The sequence below is a fragment of the Streptomyces sp. XH2 genome (assembly GCF_049725035.1).
Lineage (GTDB): Bacteria > Actinomycetota > Actinomycetes > Streptomycetales > Streptomycetaceae > Streptomyces > Streptomyces roseoverticillatus.
The window spans coordinates 27066-46388 of record NZ_JBMMMZ010000009.1; the positions used below are offsets into that span (position 1 = coordinate 27066).

A 19323-nucleotide genomic window follows, 5' to 3' on the forward strand; every position below is an offset into this window, starting at 1 on the left:
GCAGATCTGTTCCGTCGTGACGGCGCGCAGCCGCAACGTGGTTGGCCGGCGGTGCCCAGCCGGGCCGCAGGGACGTCAGTCCGCCCCCTCTCCGGAGGAGAACCGCGGGACCGGGGCCCCGTACAGCCACGCGGCCAGCAAGGGACGCAGCGGACGGTCCGCCACCCCCTCCGCGTGGGACACGAAGCGTTCCGTGTCCGCCGTCGAACCCCGGTGCGCCGCGTGCCACGTCCGCAGGGTGCGGAAGAAGCGGTCGTCGCCGACAGCGAGCCGCAGGGCGTGGAGGGTGCACGCGCCGCGTACGTAGACCCGGTCGTCGAAGAGCTGCCGCGGGCCGGGGTCGGCGATGCACAGGTCCTGCCCGCGGCAGGCGAGGTCGTGCCGGGCCGCCCGGGCGAGCGTGTCCGCGTCGTCCTCGCCGAGGTGTTCGGACCACAGCCACTCCGCGTACGTGGCGAAGCCCTCGTTGAGCCAGATGTGCCGCCAGTCGGCGATGCCGGCGCTGTTGCCGAACCACTGGTGGGCGAGTTCGTGGGCGACGAGGGTCTCGGAGCCGCGCCGGCCGTCGACGTGGTTGCGGCCGAAGACGGACAGGGTCTGGTTCTCGACGGGCGCCGCGAGGTCCGCGTCGACGACGACGGCGCCGTAGGTCTCGAACGGGTAGGGGCCGAACCAGCCGCTGAAGGCGCGCAGCATCCGCGGCTGCCGGGCCAGGTCGTGGCGGGCCTGTTCGGCGAGGTCGGTGGGGTAGGCGTTGCGGAAGGTGCCGCGGGTGTCGTGGGTGAAGCGGCCGGTGCAGACGGCCGCGAGGTAGGAGGCCATGGGCCCGGGGTGGTGGTAGGTCCAGGCGGTGGAGTCCTCGGTCTCCCGGCGTTCCTGGAGGGTGCCGTTGGCCAGGACGTGGTGGCCGCGGGGCACGGTGACGCTGAAGGTGTAGGCGGCCTTGTCGTCGGGGCGGTCGTTGCAGGGGAACCACGACGGGGCGCCGACCGGCTGGGAGGCGACGAGGGTGCCGCCGTGGGCGTCCCCCGTGCGGTCCCAGCCGATGGGCCCGAACGGCGTGCGGACGGGCCCGGGCCTGCCGCCGTAGTGGACGTCGGCGACGAAGGCACGGCCGGCGGCGAGGGGCCGCGGGGCGGCGAGCACCGCCTTGCCGCCGTGCTGGTGCACGGTGACGGGCTGTCCGTCCAGGTAGGCGGCGCGCACCTTCAGCCGGGCGAGGTCGAGGGCGATGCGGCCGGTGCGTTCGTTGGCGACGGCCCGGATGCGGGCGTGGCCGTCGAGCCGGGCCCGGCGGGGGTCGTAGCCGAGCGTCAGGTCGTAGGAGAGGGTGCGGGGGCCGTCGGAGCCGTTGCGGGGGACGTAGCGCGGGCCGCCGCCCTGCGGGGCGGCGGTGTCGGCGGCGGCCGCGGTCAGCGGGAGGGCCGCCGCGGCCGTGAACAGGCCGCGGCGGCTGCAGCGGAGACGCTCCCACAGGCTCATGCCGTGCTCCCGGGCGGGACGACGGCGGATCCCGTGCCGGCTCCGGCTGCGCACAGGGCGGCCGCGGCGGGGCGCGCGGTGCTTCCCCGGTGCCGTCCGGCGCTGTCCCCGCCCCCCGGGAGGGGCGCCGCGCCCGCGATCGGGTTGCCGGCCCAGCGGGTGCCGGCCGGGACGGTCTCGCCGCGCATGACGAGGGAGGCCGGGGCGAGGGAGACGCCCGCGCCGACGGTGCTGCCGGGCAGGACGATGCCGTGCGGGCCGAGGGACGCGCCGGCGTCGAGGCGGACGGCGTCCATGCGCATGATCCGGTCGTGGAAGAGGTGGGTCTGCAGGACGCAGCCGCGGCCCACGGTGACGCCGTCGCCCAGGGAGACGAGGTCGGTCTCGGGCAGCCAGTGCGTGTCGCACCAGACGCCGCGGCCGATGCGTGCCCCGAGGCTGCGCAGCCACCAGTTGAGGACGGGCGTGCCGGTGAACGGGCCGGCCAGCCACGGCACGGCGAGGGTCTCGACGAAGGTGTCGTAGAGCTCGTTGCGCCAGACGAACGAGGACCACAGGGGTTGCTCGCCGGCGGTGAAGCGGCCCACGAGGAGCCACTTGGCCGCGGTGGTGGTCAGTCCGGCGACGAGGCCGGCGGCCAGCAGCAGCGGGGCGCCCACCGCGGCGGCGAGGAGCAGGCCGCCGGTGTCGAGGGCGTCCTGCTCGGCGAGGAAGACGAGTTCCGCGAGGGCGAAGCCGGCCATCAGCGGGAGGACGCGGCACAGTTCGACGGCGGCGCGGGCGGCCACCAGGCGGCGCGGCGGCTCGAAGGTGCGGTGCGCGTCGGCGGCGGCCGCCTTGCGCGGCAGGGGCATGGCGGGGCGGCCGAGCCAGGAGCTGCCGGGTTCGCTGTGCTCGGGGGCGTCGGAGAGGACGCCGATCAGGGCGTGGTCGGGCACGCGGCGGCCGGGGCCGACGATGCCGGAGTTGCCGACGAAGGCGCGCCGGCCGATGTGCGCGGTGCCCAGGCGGAGCCGCCCGCCGCGCAGTTCGTACGGGGCGACGAGCGTGTCGTCGGCGAGGAAGGCCCCGTCGTCGACGGTGAGGAGGGAGGGCAGGGGGAGGACGGTCGAGATCTCGGCGCGCCGGCCGACGCGGGCTCCCAGGAGGCGCAGCCACACGGGCGTGGCGAGGCTCGCGTAGAGCGGGAAGAGGCTCGTCCGGGCGCCGTCCAGGAGCCGGGTGACGAGCCAGGCGCGCCAGGCGACGGCGCCCCATGCGGGGTGGTCGCCGGGCCGGAGGCCGCGGCCGAGCAGCCGGACCGCGCCGGCGACGAGGAGGGCCCAGGACAGGCTGCCGGCGACGGTGAGCACCGGGACGGCGGCGAGCAGGGTCAGGGACACGGACAGCAGGGTGGTGCAGTCCTTGACGAGGTAGTAGGTGCCGACGAGCGCGGGCAGGGCGGCGAGGAACGGCAGGAGGGGCAGGGCGGCCAGCGTGAGGGCGTAGGCGGCCTTCGCCCGGAGGGAGGGGAGCGCGGGGGGCCCGGCCGGTACGGGTTCGGCCCGGCCGGCGCTGCGGGCCGGCGAGCCCTCCCACCGCTCCCCCGCCGCGGCGTGGCCGTCCAGGCAGGCTCCGGGCGCGAGTTCGGCGCCCGGGTGGAGGGTCGCTCCGGGCATCATCGTGCTGCGGTGGCCGGCGCGGGCTCCGGCGCCGAGGGTGACGCGGCCGATGTGCAGGTCGTCGCCGTCGAGCCACCAGCCGGCGATGTCGGCCTCGGGCTCCACGGAGCAGCCGTCGGCGAGGGTGGCGAGGCCGGTCACGGGCGGCATCGCGTGCAGGGCCACGCCGCGGCCGGTGGCGCAGCCGAGGGCCCGCGCGTACCGGGCGGCCCACGGGGTGCCCAGGAGCGCCGGGACCCCGAAGGAGGCGACGGTGCGTTCGGCGGTCCAGAGCCGGAGGTGGACGCGGCTGCCGCGCCGGTACGTGCCGGGCGCGATGCCGCGGGTCAGCAGGCGGGCGGCCGTGGCGCCGACGGCGAGCCGGGCGGGGGCGCTGAGCAGGACGAGCCAGCCGGCCAGGACCAGCCACCAGGAGGTGTGCGGGGCCCATTGCCGGGGTGCCAGCAGGCCGAGGATGTCGTCGGCGGCGGCGAGGGCGACGAGCCCGCGCAGCCCGGCGACGCCGAACAGGGCGGTCTGCACGAGGATCTGGGCCGCGCCGGCGCGTCTGCGCACGGGTCGGACGGTGCGCGCGGCGGCGCCCTCCGGCGGGGCGGAGGTGGCGAGGGAGTCGAGGTGGGCGGCCATGTCGCGCAGGACCGGGTGCCGGTAGAGGCCGGCCACGGAGACCCCGGGGTGGTGCTCGCGCAGGGCGGAGGCCATGCGGGCGGCGGTGAGGCTGGTGCCGCCGAGGGCGGTGAAGTCGGAGCCGGCGGCGGGCCGGGTGCCGAGGTGGAGCTCCCACAGGCCGGCCAGGCGGGCGGCCGTGCCGTGGAGTTCGCCGTCGTCTCCGGCGGGCTCCGGCGGCGGCCAGGGCAGGGCGTCGCGGTCGACCTTGCCGGAGGTGCGGGTGGGCAGGTCGCCGAGTTCGGTGAGGACGGGCACGAGCGCGGCGGGGAGGCGCTCGGCCAGCAGCGCCCTGGCCTCCTCGCGCCGGTAGGAGGCGTCCGGCACGACGTAGCCGACGAGGACGTGCCCGCCGGCGGGCGTGCTGCGCACGGCCGCGGCGGCCCCGCGGACGCCCGGCAGGGCGCCGAGCGCGGCGTCGATCTCGCCGAGTTCGACGCGCCGCCCGCCGAGCTTGATCTGGTCGTCGGCGCGGCCCGCGAAGACCAGGCCCTCGAGGTCGGCCCGGACGAGGTCGCCGGTGCGGTAGGCGCGGGGGTCGCCGAGGGCGGGCGAGGGGCGGAAGCGGTCGGCGTCCTTGGCGGGGTCGAGGTAGCGGGCGTTCCCGGCGCCGGCGACGACGAGTTCGCCCTCGGCGCCGTACGGCACGGCTTCCCCGGCCTCGTCGACGACGGCCAGCCGCCAGCCGGCGAGGGGCAGCCCGATGCGTACGGGTTCGCCGGGCAGCAGGCGCGCGGCGCAGGCGACGACGGTGGTCTCGGTGGGGCCGTAGGTGTTCCACATCTCGCGGCCGGGCACGGCGAAGCGGGAGACGAGCGCCGCGGGGCAGGCCTCGCCGCCGACGATCAGCAGGCGCACCTGGTCGAGGGTCTCCGGGGGCCAGAGCGCGGCCAGGGTGGGCACGGTCGAGACGACGGTGATGCCGCGCTCGGCGAGCCAGGGCCCGAGTTCGTGGCCGGCGCGGACGAGGGAGCGGGGGGCGGGGACGAGGCAGGCGCCGTGCCGCCAGGCCAGCCACATCTCCTCGCAGGAGGCGTCGAAGGCCACGGACAGGCCGGCCAGCACCCGGTCGCCGGGGCCGAGGGGCGCGTCCTGGAGGAACAGCCCGGCCTCGGCGTCCACGAAGGCGGCGGCGCTGCGGTGGGTGACGGCGACGCCCTTGGGGGCGCCGGTGGAGCCGGAGGTGAAGATGATCCAGGCGTCGTCGCCGGGGCGGACGGGGCGGGGGCCCGCCGCGGCCTGCCGGGGCCGCGTGCCCGTGGGCGTGAGGCGGCCGCCGGCGCCGAGGACGGCGGTGACGCCGGCCTCGCCGAAGACGGTGGCGGCGCGCTCGTCGGGGTCGTCGGCGTCGACGGGCACGTAGGCGGCGCCGCAGCGCAGGACCGCGAGGATCGAGAGGTAGAGGTCGGCGGTGCCGGAGGGGACGCGGACGCCCACGCGGTCGCCGGGGCCGATGCCGGCGCGGTGCAGGAACGCGGCGCGGCGGGCGACCTCGTCGCACAGGGCCCGGTAGGTGAGGACCTCCCCGGCGGCGTCGAGGGCGGGGGCGCCGGGGTGGCGCGCCGCGGTGGCGTCGAGGATGTCGAGCAGGGTGCGCGGCGGGGCCGGCGGGGTGCCGTCGTAGAGCGCCCGGGGTCTGTGGGGGGTGCCGGGTACGGAGACGGTGGGGTGGGACATCGGGGCGGCCTCACTTGATGCCGTGGTGCGGTGGTGGTGCGGGCGTCCGTCGGACGTCCGCACCCACAGACGGCGGGTCGTGTGAAACCGGTTCGTATCCCGGGGCCAACATTCCGTAAATCGAACAGAGTCCGTACAGCCTCGAGAAACCGTGATGTCCCGTGCGCCGCAGGGCTTTTACGGGCGGCAGGTCAGCAGGGACGGCCGTGCGTCTTGGGGAAGGTTTGGCCTATACCTGGGGTTGTTTTCGGACACTCGCGGGCAGCGGTGTCAGAGCTCCGTAAGCCGTCCCTGTGAAACCTCTATGCGACGGGTGGTGTGGACCGCGTCCAGCATCCGGCGGTCGTGCGTGACCAGGAGCAGCGTGCCGTTGTACGAGGCGAGGGCGGACTCCAGCTGCTCGATGGCCGGCAGGTCCAGGTGGTTCGTGGGCTCGTCCAGGACCAGGAGGTTCACTCCGCGGGCCTGGAGCAGGGCCAGTGCCGAGCGCGTCCGCTCCCCCGGCGAGAGGGTGGCGGCCGGGCGCAGCACGTGGTCGGCCTTCAGGCCGAACTTCGCCAGCAGCGTGCGCACGTCGGCGGGCGCGAGCTCGGGGACGGCCGCGCCGAAGGCCTCCAGGAGGGTCTCCGTGCCGAAGAAGAGGGCGCGCGCCTGGTCGACCTCGCCGACGACGACGCCCGGGCCGAGCGTGGCGCTCCCGGCGTCCAGCGGCAGCCGGCCCAGGAGCGCGGCGAGGAGCGTGGACTTGCCGGAGCCGTTGGCGCCGGTGACGGCGATCCGGTCGGCCCAGTCGACCTGGAGGTCGGCGGGGCCGAAGGCGAAGGAGCCCCGGCGCACCTCGGCGCCGCGCAGGGTGGCCACGACCGCGCCGGAGCGCGGGGCCGCGGCGATCTCCATGCGCAGCTCCCACTCCTTGCGGGGCTCCTCGACGACGTCCAGCCGCTCGATGAGCCGCTCGGTCTGCCGGGCCTTGGCGGCCTGCTTCTCGGTGGCCTCGCTGCGGAACTTGCGGCCGATCTTGTCGTTGTCGGTGGCCTTGCGGCGGGCGTTCTTGACGCCCTTCTCCATCCAGTTGCGCTGGGTGCGGGCGCGCGCCTCCAGGCCGGCTCGGGTGTCGGCGTACTCCTCGTAGGCCTCGCGGGCGTGCCGGCGGACGGTCTCGCGCTCCTCCAGATAGGCGGCGTAGCCACCGCCGTAGAGCCGGATCTCCTGCTGGGCGAGGTCGAGCTCCAGGACCTTCGTCACGGTGCGGGTGAGGAACTCGCGGTCGTGGCTGACGACGACGGTGCCGGCGCGGAGCCCGGTGACGAAGGACTCCAGGCGGGCCAGCCCGTCGAGGTCGAGGTCGTTGGTGGGCTCGTCCAGGAGGAAGACGTCGTAGCGGCTCAGCAGCAGGGAGGCGAGCCCGGCGCGGGCGGCCTGCCCTCCGGAGAGGCTGGTCATGGGCCGGTCGAGCCCCACGGCGAGGCCGAGGGTGGCGGCGACCTCCTCGGCGCGCTCGTCGAGGTCGGCCCCGCCCAGCCCGAGCCAGCGGTCCAGGCTCGTGGCGTACGCGTCGTCGGCGCCGGGGGCGCCGTCCACGAGCGCCTGGGTGGCGGCGTCGAGGTCGGCCTGCGCCTGGGCGACGCCGGTCCGGCGGGCCAGGAAGGCCCGCACGCTCTCGCCGGGCCGCCGGTCGGGCTCCTGCGGGAGGTGCCCGACGGTGGCCGTCGGCGGGCTGAGCGAGATCCCGCCCTCCTCGGCCCGGCCCAGCCCCGCGAGCAGCCGCAGCAGGGTCGATTTCCCCGCGCCGTTGGCCCCGACGAGGCCGATGACGTCACCGGGCGCGACGACGAGGTCGAGCCCGGAGAAGAGGGTGCGGTCGCCGTGTCCGGCGGCCAGGTTCTTGGCGACGAGGGTGGCACTCATATCCCGTCGACTCTAACCGGCGCCGCGGGTGATCCCGTACCGGATTTCGGGGAGGTGTGCGGGGAGGCGGCAGCGGGCCCTGCCCGAACGAGCGAACACCGCGCGGGACCGGCCGCGGGCCCGCCTCCGCTGGGGCAGCATGCCGCCCATGAACGCTGGTCGGAACGGCCCCCCTCTGGTCAGGTGCCCGCACTGCCGCAACGCGATGTGGTGGGACGTGACGTACCCGTACAAGCCGACGTGGTACTGCTCCGTGTGCGGTTTTCCGTCCGACCGGCAGCGCAGTGCCCACGCCGCTCCGCCGCGGTGCCCGGAGGGGTGTGCGAGCGCCGTGATCCAGACCGGCGACGACGGGACCAGGACGTTCGTCTGCCACCGCAAATAGGCCACCGCGAACGGGAAGGCGCCGCACCGTCCGCGGAGCCCTGCCGCCCGGTCCTACAGTGGCCGCATGGTGACCGAAGAGCACGACCGGGAACGGCGGCACGTCTTCGGTGACGACGCCGAGCAGTACGACACGGCGCGGCCGGGCTATCCGGGCCGGCTGGTCGAGGACGTCCTGGGCTTCGCCGCCCTTCCCGCGGGCGTCCCCGCCGTCGAGGTCGGCGCCGGGACCGGCAAGGCGACGCTCGCCTTCGCCGCGCGCGGAACCCCGGTGACCTGCGTCGAGCCGGACGCGCGGATGGCGCGGGTGCTGCGGCGCCGCTGCAGGGGGATGCCGCACGTCGCCGTCGAGGTCGCCGACTTCGAGACCTGGCGCCCGGACCGACCCTACGGGCTGCTGTACTGCGCCCAGGCCTGGCACTGGGTCGACCCGGCGGTGCGGTGGGCGCGGGCGAGGGCGGCCCTGCGGCCGGGCGGGGCGGTGGCCCTCTTCTGGAACCACTGGCACCTGGAGGACCGCCGGCTGGCCGAGCGGTTGACGGCCCTCCACGCCCGGCGGGGGACGGACGTGCCGCCCTACACCATCCTCGACCCGCGCCCCCGCCCGGCCCGGCTCGGCCCGCAGGCCCGGCAGTGGCGCGAGATGGAGGCGGACGGCGGCTTCGCCGGCATGGAGCACCGGCTGTACGCGTCGACGCACGAACGCTCCCCGTCCGGGCTGATCGAGCTGCTCGCTTCCTTCTCCGGCTACCGGGTGCTCCCGGCGGCGGTGCGCGAACACCTCCTCCGGGACGTGGCCCGGGTCGTGGAGGAGGACGGCGGGAGCGCCGGGGTGAGGGTGACGAGCAGCCTGTTCCTGGCGCGGAGCCGGGCCTGACACCGGTCGGCGACCGGTGCCGGGCCCGGCCCGGGCGGGGTCCCGGCAGTGCCTACGGCACGTGCACCAGCGACGGCACGCCCAGCCCGCGCGGTGCGGTGGGCTTGCCGTGCCCGCCGCCCGACGTGGCGCGGACGAAGGCGCCGTAGCCGCCGACGAGCGGCAGGCTCGCCGAGGTGTCGTGGAGGTCCACCGTCACGTGCGGGGTGGTGGAGGCGGGTTCGATGAGGCCCGCGTCGGTGCCGGCGACGATCAGGGCCAGGCGGTGGCCCGCCGGGACGACGTGGTCGGTGGCGGCGAGGTCGAGCGTCATGCTGTAGGGCTCGCCGGGGGTCAGGGGGCCGCCCTTGCCCGAGTCGTCCCAGTGGCCGAGGTCGGCCCAGCCGCGGCTGAAGACGGTGTGGCCGACCTGGGCCTTCGACGCCTCGGTGCGCTTGTAGCAGGCGCTGTCACCGGTGGTGCCGCTGCCCCAGCAGGTGCGGTCCGCCAGCGTGCGGATGCCCTCGCCGGAGGCCGCGTAGTCGCGGATGGTGGCGGGCCCGAGGTCCACCAGGACGGCGGACAGGTGGGCGGAGGAGGTGGACGGGGTGACGGTCAGGCTCACCGTCGACGAGCCGGAGAGCCGCAGGTCCTGGGTGAGCGGCGGGGTGACGAAGCCGGCCTTGCCGGGCGTGGGCTCGTCGATGTCCGTGGCCCAGTTGCTCTCGTTCAGCTTCGGGTCGTCGGTGAACGCGGCGGTGGCGCCCTGCGGCGCGGGCTTCAGGCCGAGCGTGCCGACGCCCGCGACGGGCCCGGCGTCCGGGCGCAGCGTGGTCGTACGGGTGCCGGCCGGCGGCCAGGCGCGGTCGGTGGACCACTGGTCGGGGGCTCGCTCGACGTCCGCCAGCGGCTCGCGCTCGATGCCGTTGTCGTAGCCGAGCAGGTAGTGGTCGAACCAGCGGTGGAGGGTGGGCACCCAGGCCTCGCGGCGGAAGTCGAAGGGGTCGACGTGGCCGGTCTGGGAGAGCCAGACCTTGCGCTCGACGCCGTTCTCCGCGAGGGCGTCCCACCACTGGCCGAAGTGCTTGGTTCGTACATTGAGGTCCTGCATGCCGTGGACGGCGAACACGCTGGCGCGCACGTTCCCGGCGTCCTTGACGTAGTCGCGGTCCTCCCACAGCGGCGTCCGGTCGCCGTTGCGGGGGGCGCCTTCCACGAGCGCGCGCTGTACGGCCTGGCAGCGGCCGCGGGCCTCGGGGCTCTCGATGCCGTTGGACAGACCGTCGGGGCCGCCGTCGTAGAGGGCCGCGCCCTGGGCGAAGTAGTAGTCGTACCAGGAACTGATGGCGCCGATGGGGACGATGGTCTTCAGGCCTTCGACGCCCGTCGCGGCGACGCCGCCCGCGATCGTGCCGTCGTAGCTCTTGCCGATCATCCCCACGGCCCCGGTGGTCCAGCCGGCCGTGACCGCGCCGGTCCCGCCGCGCGTGCTGTAGCCGCGCGCCCGGCCGTTCAGCCAGTCGACGACGGCCTTGGCGGACTGGATGTCGGACCGGCCGCCGATGTCGACGCATCCGTCGGAGCGGTTGGTCCCCGCGAGGTCGACCAGGACGACGGCATAGCCGCGCGGTACGAAGTAGTTGTCGTAGTAGAGCGGGAACTGGACCGGCCGGCCCTGCGCGTCGTACGTCTTCTTCTGGCTCTCGTTGCCGCGACCGCAGCACGAGTAGTACGGGCTCGCGTCCATGATGACGGGGACGCGCCTGCCCTGCTCCGCCGCCTCCCGCGGCCGGATGATGTCCACGGCGACCCGGTCGGTCCGGCCGTCGCCGTCGGCGTCGACCCGGGTGTCGACCCAGACGGATTCGCGGACGGCGCGGTCGTAGGAGTAGACCGGTGCGCTCTCCCCGCGGCGCGCCGGGGCGGCCTGCGCGCCGCCGGGCGGCGACACGAGAACCGTCAACAGGGCGGCCACGGCCGCCAGTACGAGTGAAGTCCAGGGTATGCGGGAAACCCGCCGGTGTCTGATCACGGCCGGACCGTAGCGCCGCCGGGGCCGGAAACAGAAGGGGTGAAGACGGCTTCAGGAGTTGACGGCCGTCCCGCCTCATGACGCGCGCATGTCGATCACATGTCGGAAGGCGCCATGGACATTCCCCCGTGGTGGGTGAGTACATAGGCTTCGAGTGATCGTTCTCCTCTACGAGTTGGAGTGACTCGTGCGTCAGAGACTCATCGTTCCGAGCACGGCCGCTGCCGCGTTCCTGCTGCTCGCGGTCCCGGCCTCGGCGGCGGACGCCACGCCCGGCGCCCCGGGTGCCGGGGACTCGTACTACCCCGACTCCGGCAACGGCGGCTACGACGTCTCCCACTACGACCTGCGGCTGAAGTACCAGCCCAAGACGGACCGTCTGGAGGGCACGGCGACCCTGCTCGCCACCCCCACCCAGGCGCTGTCCCGCTTCAACCTCGACTTCACGCTCGACGTGAGCGAGGTGCTGGTGGGCGGCAAGAAGGCGGCGCACCGGCTGACGGGCAACCACGAGCTGGAGATCACGCCCGCCGGGCCGCTGGAGAAGGGCAAGCCCGTCAGCGTCGTGGTCCGCTACAGCGGCGTCCCCTCCGCGGTGAAGATCAACGGCTACTCGGCGTGGAAGCGCACCCCCGACGGCGGGGTCATCGCGCAGGAGCCGGAGTCGGCGGCCTGGTGGTTCCCGAGCAACGACCACCCCACCGACAAGGCCACGTACGACATCTCCGTGTCCGTGCCGGACGACGTCCAGGCCATCAGCAACGGCGTGCTCGCCTCCCAGACCTCCAAGCTCGGCTGGACGCGCTACAACTGGCGCTCCACCAAGCCCCAGGCCAGCTATCTGACGACCCTCGCCGTCGGCAAGTTCGACATCACCACGGACACGACGGCGAGCGGCCTGCCGGTCGTCAACGCCTACAGCAAGGACCTCGGCGACAACCTCTCCTCGGCCAAGGCCAGCATCGAGCGCACCGCCGAGATCACCGACTGGGAGAGCACGGTCTTCGGCCCGTACCCCTTCACCGCCGTCGGCGGGTACGTGCCGAACGTGACGTCCTCCTACGCCCTGGAGACGCAGACCCGGCCCTTCTACAGCCCCTCGTCGTTCGCGAGCGGCGCCAACCAGTCGATCGTCGTGCACGAGCTCGCCCACCAGTGGTTCGGTGACAGCGTCTCCGTCAAGGACTGGCGCGACATCTGGGTGAACGAGGGCTTCGCCACGTACGCCCAGTGGCTGTGGTCGGAGAAGGAGGGCGAGGGCACCGCCCAGGAGCTCGCCGAGTACGTCTACAACAGCCTCCCCGCCGACAACGCCTTCTGGAAGGTCAAGCCGGGCGACCCGGGCGCGGACCGGCAGTTCGACCGCGCCGTCTACAACCGCGGGGCCGTCGCCCTGCAGGCGCTGCGCAACACCGTCGGGGACAAGACGTTCTTCTCGATCCTCAAGCAGTGGCCGACGGAGAACCGTTACGGGAACGCCTCCGTGCAGGACTTCGTGAAGTTCGCCGAGAAGGCCTCCGGCAAGCAGCTCGCACCGCTCTTCGACACGTGGCTGTTCCAGCCGTCGAAGCCGGCCACGCTGCCGGCTCCCGCCGCTGACGGCGCGGCCGCCAAGGCCAAGAAGTCCGTGACGTCCGGGCTCATCCCGCCCAAGTCCTGGAAGCAGATCCAGGAGGCGCAGCGCGCCCACCGGCACTGACCACGCTCGCGCCCGCCCCGTGCGCATCGCGCGGGGCGGGCAGCCGCCGGTTTCACAGCACCGGTGGCACAGCAATACTGTTCGACACCGACCGGTGCGGAACAGAGAGCGAGGTGCCGCCCATGGCCACGGAGGCGGAGACAGGGACGGAGACGGGAACCGGGACGGAGACGGGAACCGGGACGGAGACGGGAACCGCGACGGGGACGGGGGCCGGCGAACCGGCCCTGACGGTGGACGAACTGGCCGCCCGGGCCGGGGTGACCGTGCGGACCGTGCGCTTCTACAGCAGCCGCGGGCTCCTGCCGCCGCCCGAGCTCGGCCCCCGCCGGGTCGGGCGCTACGGGCCACGCCACCTCTCCCGGCTCGCCCTCATCGAGGAGCTCCAGCACCAGGGCCTGACCCTCGCCGCCATCGAGCGCTACCTGAACCGGCTCCCCGAAGGCCTCAGCGCCCACGACCTGGCCATCCACCGCGCCCTCGTGGCCTCCTGGATGCCGGACGAGGCCGAGGACACCAGCCGGGAGGAGCTGGAGCGGCGGGCGGGCCGCGCCCTCACCGAGGAGGACGTCGACCGGCTCGCCGCGATGAACATCCTGGAACGGGACGGCTCCGCCGGCGGCTTCCGGGTCGACCCCGGCCTCCTCCACCTCGGCGTCCGGCTGCTGGACGTGCCGATCGCGCCCGAGGCGATCCTCGCCGCCCGGACGGTGCTCCTGGAACACGCCCGCGCCGCCGCGCGGGAGCTGTCGCGGCTCTTCCGCGACGAGGTGGAGACGCGGACCCCGGACGTCGCGGCGATGAAGTCCCTGTCCGCCCACATGCAGCCACTCGTCATCCAGGCACTGGTCACGGCGTTCCAGCGCTCGCTGAACGAGGAGTTGCGGGCGGCGTACGAGGACGCCTCGGCGGCGGGCTGACGGCCGCGGCGAGCGACCCCCACGGCGGCTGTCGGCGATTCCGGCCGCCGTGGCACGGAGCCGGGGCCGGATCGGCACCGCCGGGCACGTACGTGGTGGTTGCTCGCCGCTGCGGCGGAAATTTCCCGCCGCCGCCGCGGTGAGCAACCACCGCGGCGGCTGCCGGCGGTGCCGAGCCTGCCTACCGGGTCAGAACCGTTCCCCCCGCTCCGCCTTCTCCAGCAGCAGAGCCGACGGCTCGAACCGCTCCCCGTACGTCGCCGCCAGCTCCCGCGCCCGCGTCACGAAGCCCCGCAGGCCGCCCTCGTAGCCGTTGATGTACTGCAGGGCGCCGCCCGTCCAGCCGGGGAAGCCGATGCCGAGGACGGAGCCGATATTGGCGTCGGCGACGGACGTCAGGACGCCCTCCTCCAGGCAGCGGACCGTGTCCAGCGCCTCGGAGAACAGCATGCGCTCCTTCATGTCCTCGAAGGGGATCCGCCCGTCCGCCTTCGTGAAGTGCTCGCGCAGCCCCGGCCACAGCCCGGCCCGCTTGCCGTCCACGTAGTCGTAGAAGCCGCCGCCCCCGCTGCGGCCCGTACGGCCGAACTCCTCGACCATGCGGTCGATGACCGCGTCCGCGGGGTGCGGCGTCCACGTCCCGCCGTCCGCCTCCACCGCGCGCCGGGTCTCCTCGCGGATCTTCCGGGGCAGGGTGAGGGTCAGCTCGTCCATGAGGGAGAGCACCTTCGCCGGGTAGCCGGCCTGCGCGGCGGCCTGTTCGACCGAGGCGGGGTCGGCGCCCTCGCCGATCATGGCCACGCCCTCGTTGATGAAGCGGCCGATGACGCGCGAGGTGAAGAAGCCGCGCGAGTCGTTGACGACGATGGGCGTCTTGCGGATCTGCCGGACGAGGTCGAACGCGCGGGCGAGCGCCTCGTCGCCGGTGCGCTCCCCCTTGATGATCTCGACGAGCGGCATCTTGTCGACGGGCGAGAAGAAGTGCAGGCCGACGAAGTCCGCGGGCCGCTCGACGCCCTCGGCGAGGAGGGTGATGGGCAGCGTGGAGGTGTTGGAGCACAGCAGCGCGTCGGGCGCGACGACCTGCTGGACCTCCTGGAAGACCTTCTGCTTGAGCGCGGGGTCCTCGAAGACCGCCTCGATGACGGCGTCGCACCCGGCGAGGGCGGCGACGTCCGCGGTGGGGGTGATGCGGGCGAGCAGGGCGTCCCGCTTCTCCTCCGTGGTGCGGCCCTTGGCGAGCGCCTTGGCCAGCAGGCCCTCGGAGTAGGCCTTGCCCCTGCGCGCGGCGTCCTCCGACACGTCCTTGAGGACGACCTCGATGCCGGCCTTGGCGCAGGCGTACGCGATGCCCGCGCCCATCATGCCGGCGCCGAGGACGGCGACCTTCCGCACCTGGCGGGGGGCCGCGTCGCCCGGGCGGCTCGCGCCGGAGTTGACGGCCTGGAGGTCGAAGAAGAACGCCTGGATCATGTTCTTCGAGGTCTGGCCGATGACCAGCTCCGTGAAGTAGCGGGCCTCGATGACCTGCGCGGTCTCGAAGTCGACCTGGGAGCCCTCAACCGCGGCGGCCAGGATGTTGCGCGGCGCCGGGTAGGGCGCGCCGCCGAGCTGCTTGCGCAGGTTGGCGGGGAAGGCCGGCAGGTTGGCGGCGAAGCGGGGGCTGGCCGGGGTGCCGCCGGGGATCTTGTAGCCCTTGACGTCCCAGGGCTGCTGCGACGCGGGGTGCGCGTCGATGAAGGCCCGGGCCTTGGCGAGGAGTTCGTCGGGGTCGGCGGCCACCTCGTGGACGAGCCCGGCCTCCAGGGCGCGCCGTGCGTCGTACTGCGTGCCCTGGAGCAGCACCTTCAGCAGTGCGTCGGTGATGCCGAGGAGCCGTACCGTACGGGTGACGCCGCCGCCTCCGGGCAGCAGGCCGAGGGTGACCTCGGGGAGGCCGATCTTCGTGCCGGGGGTGTCGAGCGCGACGCGGTGGTGGCAGGCGAGCGCGATCTCGTAGCCACCGCCGAGGGCCGCGCCGTTGACGGCGGCGACGACGGGCACGCCGAGGGTCTCGATGCGGCGCAGGTCGCGCTTCATGGTCATGCCCGCCTCGAAGACGCGCTGCGCGTCGGCGGGGGTGGCGGCGATCAGCTCGCGCAGGTCGCCCCCGGCGAAGAAGGACTTCTTCGCGGAGGTGAAGACGACACCGCGGACGCTCGCCGGTTCGGCCCGGAGCTCCGCCTCCAGGCGGTCGGCGACCGCGGTGAGGGAGGCCTTGAAGGCCTGGTTCATGGTGTTGGCGGACTGGGCGGGGTCGTCGAGGGTAAGGGTGACGATGCCGTCCGCGTCGCGGTCGTAGCGGATGGTGGATGCGGTCATGTCCGGGGCTCCGTGGTGTGTGGTGTGACGGGAAGGGGCGGGACCGGGGGATGCCGGCCGGTCGCCTACACCCGTTCCACCACCGTCGCGACCCCCATGCCGCCGCCCACGCAGAGGGTGACCAGGCCGTACCGCCCGTCGCGCCGTTCGAGTTCGTCGATGACGGTGCCGAGGAGCATGGCGCCGGTGGCCCCGAGCGGGTGGCCGAGGGCGATGGCGCCGCCGTTGACGTTGATCTTGTCGAGGCCGATGCCCATCTCGCGGGCGAAGTGCAGCACGACGGCCGAGAAGGCCTCGTTGACCTCGATGAGGTCGATGTCGTCGATGGTCAGGCCCGCCTTGGCGAGCGCCTTGCGGGAGGCGGGGGCCGGGCCGGTGAGCATGATGGTGGGGTCGGAGCCGGAGACGGCCGCGGAGACGATGCGGGCGCGCGGGGTCAGGCCGTAGCGCTCGCCCGTCTCGCGGTTGCCGATGGCGACGAGGGAGGCGCCGTCGACGATGCCGGAGGAGTTGCCGGCGTGGTGCACGTGGTCGATCTTCTCGACCCAGTGGTACTGCTGCAGGGCCACGGCGTCGAAGCCGCCCGCCTCGCCGATCGCGGCGAAGGAGGGCTTGAGCCCGGCGAGGGTCTCGACGGTGGTGCCGGGGCGGGGGTGCTCGTCCCGGTCGAGGACGACGAGGCCGCTGCGGTCGCGCACCGGGACCACGGAGCGGTCGAAGCGGCCGTCCTTCCAGGCGGCGGCCGCGTTCTCCTGCGAGCGGGCGGCGAAGGCGTCCACGTCGGTGCGGGTGAAGCCGCCGAGGGTCGCGATGAGGTCGGCGCCGATGCCCTGGGGCACGAAGTTGACGTCGAGGTTGGTCATGGGGTCGTTGAACCAGGCGCCGCCGTCGGAGCCCATCGGCACCCGGGACATCGACTCCACGCCGCCGGCCAGGACGAGGTCCTCCCAGCCGGAGCGGACCTTGGCGGCGGCCAGGTTGACGGCCTCCAGGCCGGAGGCACAGAAGCGGTTCTCCTGGACGCCCGCGACGGTGTCGGGCAGCCCTGCCGCGATGGCCGCGATCCGGGCGATGTCGGAGCCCTGGTCGCCGAGCGGGCTCACGACGCCGAGCACGATGTCGTCGATCGCGGCCGGGTCCAGGCCGGGGAGGCGGCGCCGGAGCTCGTGGATGAGGCCGACGACGAGGTCGACGGGCTTGGTGCCGTGCAGGGCGCCGTTGGCCTTGCCGCGGCCGCGCGGGGTGCGGATCGCGTCGTATACGTACGCTTCGGTGCTCAAGGTCGTGGGCCTTTCGGGGCGGGGGCTGTGGCGGGGCGGCCGGCGGGGCCACCCGGGGGCGGATCAGGAGAGCGGGGCTCAGGAGAGCAGGGATCAGGAGAGCAGGGAACGGCCGATGATCTCCTTCATGATCTCGGTGGTGCCGCCGTAGATCGTCTGGATCCGGCCGTCGGTGAACGCCTTCGCGACCGGGTACTCGCTCATGTACCCGTACCCGCCGTGGAGTTGCAGGCAGCGGTCGGCGACGCGCTTCTGCAGCTCCGTCGCCCACCACTTGGCCATGGAGGCGTGCACGGCGTCGAGCGTGCCGGCCGCGTGGTCGGCGACGCAGCGGTCCAGGAACGCACGGGTCACGGCGCACTCCGTGGCCATCTCGGCGATCTCGAAGCGGACGTGCTGCAGCTTGGCGAGCGGGCGGCCGAACGCCTCGCGCTCCTTGACGTAGGCGGTGGTGATCTCCAGGAGGTGCTCGGCGGCGGCGATCCCGGCCACGGCGATGTTCATCCGCTCCTGGGCGAGGTTGGTCATCAGGTGGACGAAGCCGCCGTGGAGCTCGCCGAGGAGGTTCTCCTTGGGCACGCGGACGTCGTGGAAGAACAGCTCGGCGGTGTCCTGCGCCTTCTGCCCGATCTTGTCGAGGTTGCGGCCGCGCTCGAAGCCCGCCATGCCGCGCTCGACGACGAGCAGGCTCAGGCCCTTGGCCCCGCCCTCGGGCGTCGTGCGCGCCACGACGACCACGAGGTCGGCGAGGATCCCGTTGGAGATGAAGGTCTTGGAGCCGTTGAGGAGCCAGTGGTCGCCGCGGTCCTCGGCGGCGGTGCGGATGCCCTGCAGGTCGGAGCCCGCACCCGGCTCCGTCATCGCTATGGCGGTGATGATCTCGCCCGTGCAGAAGCCGGGCAGCCAGCGGCGCTTCTGCTCCTCGGTGGCGAGGGCGGTCAGATACGGCCCGACGATGTCGTTGTGCAGCCCGACGGCGAGGCCGGCGGCGCCGGCACGGGTGAACTCCTCGGTGAGCACGGCGCTGTAGCGGAAGTCGGCGGTGCCCCCGCCGCCGTACTCCTCGGGCACGGCGAGCCCGAGCAGGCCCTGGCGGCCCGCCGCCCGCCACGCCTCGCGCGAGACGATGCCGTCGCGCTCCCACTGCGCGTAGTGCGGGGCGACCTCCTTGGCGAGGAAGGTGCGGACCGTCCCGCGGAAGGCCTCGTGGTCGGCGGTGAAGATCTGGCGTTTCATCTGTGCGGGCCCTTCCGGAGGGAGTCGAGGCCGGGGACGTCCCAGTCCCGCGCCACCTCGGCGGTGTCCGCGCCGGGCCGGGCGGGCGGGCGGCGTACGGAGCCGGGGGTTTCGGAGAAGCGCGGGGCCGGGGCGGGCTGGGTGAGGCCCTCGTGCTCGACGAAGGTGCCGCGCGCGGCGAGGTGGGGGTGACCGGGCGCCTCGCGCAGCGACAGCACGGGGGCCACGCAGGCGTCCGAGCCGTCGAAGACAGCCGTCCACTCGGCGCGGGTGCGCTCCCGGAAGCGGGCGGCGATGGCGGCGCGCAGCTCGCCCCAGCGGGCGGGGTCCTCGCGCGCGGGGGCCGTCTCCGGCAGGCCGAGGAGCTCCATGAACTGCACGTAGAACCGCTGTTCCAGCGCGCCGACCGCCATGTGCCCGCCGTCGGCCGTCTCGTACGTGCCGTAGAAGGGGGAACCGCCGTCGAAGAAGTTGGCCTCGCGCCGGTCCTGCCAGGCGCCGGCGGCCAGCATGCCGTGGATGAGCGCGGTCAGGTGCGCGGTGCCGTCGACGATGGCGGCGTCGACGACCTGCCCGGCGCCGCCGGCGCGGGCGTGGTGGAGGGCGGCGAGGACACCGACGACGAGGTAGAGGGCGCCGCCCCCGAAGTCGCCGAGGAGGTTGGCGGGGAAGGCGGGCGGGCCGTCGGCCGGGCCGGACAGGCCGAGGGCGCCGGTGACGGCGATGTACGCGATGTCGTGGCCGGCGGTGTCGGCGAGGGGGCCGTCCTGGCCCCAGCCGGTCATCCGCCCGTACACGAGGCGGGGGTTGCGGGCGAGGCACGCGCCGGGGCCGACGCCGAGCCGCTCGGCGACGCCGGGGCGGTAGCCCTCGATCAGCACGTCGGCCCGGGCGGCGAGGTCGAGGACCGCGCGCCGGCCGTCCTCGGTCTTGAGGTCGGCCGTCACCGAGCGCTTGTTGCGGTTGGTGACGTCGCGGGAGGGGGCGATGTGCAGGCCCGGACCGCCGGGCCGGTCGACGCGGACGACGTCCGCCCCGAGGTCGGCCAGCAGCATGGCGGCGAACGGGCCCGGCCCGATGCCCGCGAGCTCGACCACGCGCACGCCGCTGAGCGGACCGCCGGCCGCCGTCCCGGTCATCCGGACCCCCTGTGCGTTGGTG

At 74.4% G+C, this 19323-nt stretch carries 11 protein-coding genes; 3 read left to right on the forward strand and 8 right to left on the reverse strand.

All coding sequences use genetic code 11. The features are described from left to right. Window positions 1-75: 75 nt before the first annotated feature. From ACOTKD_RS19270 to ACOTKD_RS19280, 3 genes are all read right to left on the reverse strand, one after another. A complete protein-coding gene (locus ACOTKD_RS19270) occupies window positions 76-1482 on the reverse strand; it encodes a M1 family metallopeptidase (RefSeq protein WP_424890208.1) in 1407 nt (468 codons plus the stop codon). Continuing rightward, complete coding sequence (locus ACOTKD_RS19275) at window positions 1479-5486, reverse strand: Pls/PosA family non-ribosomal peptide synthetase (RefSeq protein ID WP_424890209.1); 4008 nt, start codon at window positions 5484-5486, stop codon at window positions 1479-1481. The genes ACOTKD_RS19270 and ACOTKD_RS19275 overlap by 4 nt, the downstream gene beginning before the upstream one ends. Before the next feature lie 270 nt (window positions 5487-5756). Then, on the reverse strand, window positions 5757-7394 hold the full coding sequence (locus ACOTKD_RS19280) for an ABC-F family ATP-binding cassette domain-containing protein (protein WP_424890210.1): 1638 nt from the start codon (window positions 7392-7394) through the stop codon (window positions 5757-5759). Between the two features lie 451 nt (window positions 7395-7845). Here ACOTKD_RS19280 and ACOTKD_RS19285 point away from each other — a divergent pair, with 451 nt between their 5' ends. Then, window positions 7846-8655: a class I SAM-dependent methyltransferase gene (locus tag ACOTKD_RS19285; RefSeq protein ID WP_424890211.1), complete on the forward strand. Its 810-nt coding sequence runs from the start codon at window positions 7846-7848 to the stop codon at window positions 8653-8655. Between the two features lie 52 nt (window positions 8656-8707). On the opposite strand, the gene ACOTKD_RS19290 is transcribed toward ACOTKD_RS19285, so the two are convergent. Further along, complete coding sequence (locus tag ACOTKD_RS19290) at window positions 8708-10666, reverse strand: Xaa-Pro dipeptidyl-peptidase (RefSeq protein WP_424890212.1); 1959 nt, start codon at window positions 10664-10666, stop codon at window positions 8708-8710. A gap of 187 nt (window positions 10667-10853) precedes the next feature. Between ACOTKD_RS19290 and ACOTKD_RS19295 the strand changes: the two genes are divergently transcribed. Both ACOTKD_RS19295 and ACOTKD_RS19300 read left to right on the forward strand, forming a co-directional pair. Further along, on the forward strand, window positions 10854-12365 hold the full coding sequence (locus tag ACOTKD_RS19295) for a M1 family metallopeptidase (RefSeq protein ID WP_424890213.1): 1512 nt from the start codon (window positions 10854-10856) through the stop codon (window positions 12363-12365). Between the two features lie 122 nt (window positions 12366-12487). Then, window positions 12488-13285 (forward strand): MerR family transcriptional regulator, encoded by a 798-nt coding sequence (locus ACOTKD_RS19300; RefSeq protein ID WP_424890214.1) that lies wholly within the window; start codon window positions 12488-12490, stop codon window positions 13283-13285. A 189-nt stretch (window positions 13286-13474) separates the two neighbouring features. On the opposite strand, the gene ACOTKD_RS19305 is transcribed toward ACOTKD_RS19300, so the two are convergent. From ACOTKD_RS19305 to ACOTKD_RS19320, 4 genes are all read right to left on the reverse strand, one after another. Further along, on the reverse strand, window positions 13475-15646 hold the full coding sequence (locus ACOTKD_RS19305) for a 3-hydroxyacyl-CoA dehydrogenase NAD-binding domain-containing protein (protein WP_424890215.1): 2172 nt from the start codon (window positions 15644-15646) through the stop codon (window positions 13475-13477). Window positions 15647-15711: 65 nt separating this feature from the next. Further along, a complete protein-coding gene (locus tag ACOTKD_RS19310) occupies window positions 15712-16926 on the reverse strand; it encodes an acetyl-CoA C-acetyltransferase (protein WP_359102081.1) in 1215 nt (404 codons plus the stop codon). Window positions 16927-17019: 93 nt separating this feature from the next. Then, window positions 17020-18162: an acyl-CoA dehydrogenase family protein gene (locus ACOTKD_RS19315; protein ID WP_424890216.1), complete on the reverse strand. Its 1143-nt coding sequence runs from the start codon at window positions 18160-18162 to the stop codon at window positions 17020-17022. Next, window positions 18159-19301: a CaiB/BaiF CoA transferase family protein gene (locus ACOTKD_RS19320; RefSeq protein WP_424890217.1), complete on the reverse strand. Its 1143-nt coding sequence runs from the start codon at window positions 19299-19301 to the stop codon at window positions 18159-18161. Before ACOTKD_RS19320 ends, ACOTKD_RS19315 begins: the two co-directional genes overlap by 4 nt. Window positions 19302-19323: the final 22 nt, after the last annotated feature.

Bases quoted from the DNA above. Each gene is read 5' to 3' on its own strand.
- ACOTKD_RS19270 (WP_424890208.1), bottom strand. From the start codon at position 1,482: ATGAGCCTGTGGGAGCGTCTCCGCTGCAGCCGCCGCGGCCTGTTCACG.
- ACOTKD_RS19275 (WP_424890209.1), bottom strand. From the start codon at position 5,486: ATGTCCCACCCCACCGTCTCCGTACCCGGCACCCCCCACAGACCCCGG.
- ACOTKD_RS19280 (WP_424890210.1), bottom strand. From the start codon at position 7,394: ATGAGTGCCACCCTCGTCGCCAAGAACCTGGCCGCCGGACACGGCGAC.
- ACOTKD_RS19285 (WP_424890211.1), top strand. From the start codon at position 7,846: ATGGTGACCGAAGAGCACGACCGGGAACGGCGGCACGTCTTCGGTGAC.
- ACOTKD_RS19300 (WP_424890214.1), top strand. From the start codon at position 12,488: ATGGCCACGGAGGCGGAGACAGGGACGGAGACGGGAACCGGGACGGAG.
- ACOTKD_RS19305 (WP_424890215.1), bottom strand. From the start codon at position 15,646: ATGACCGCATCCACCATCCGCTACGACCGCGACGCGGACGGCATCGTC.
- ACOTKD_RS19315 (WP_424890216.1), bottom strand. From the start codon at position 18,162: ATGAAACGCCAGATCTTCACCGCCGACCACGAGGCCTTCCGCGGGACG.
- ACOTKD_RS19320 (WP_424890217.1), bottom strand. From the start codon at position 19,301: ATGACCGGGACGGCGGCCGGCGGTCCGCTCAGCGGCGTGCGCGTGGTC.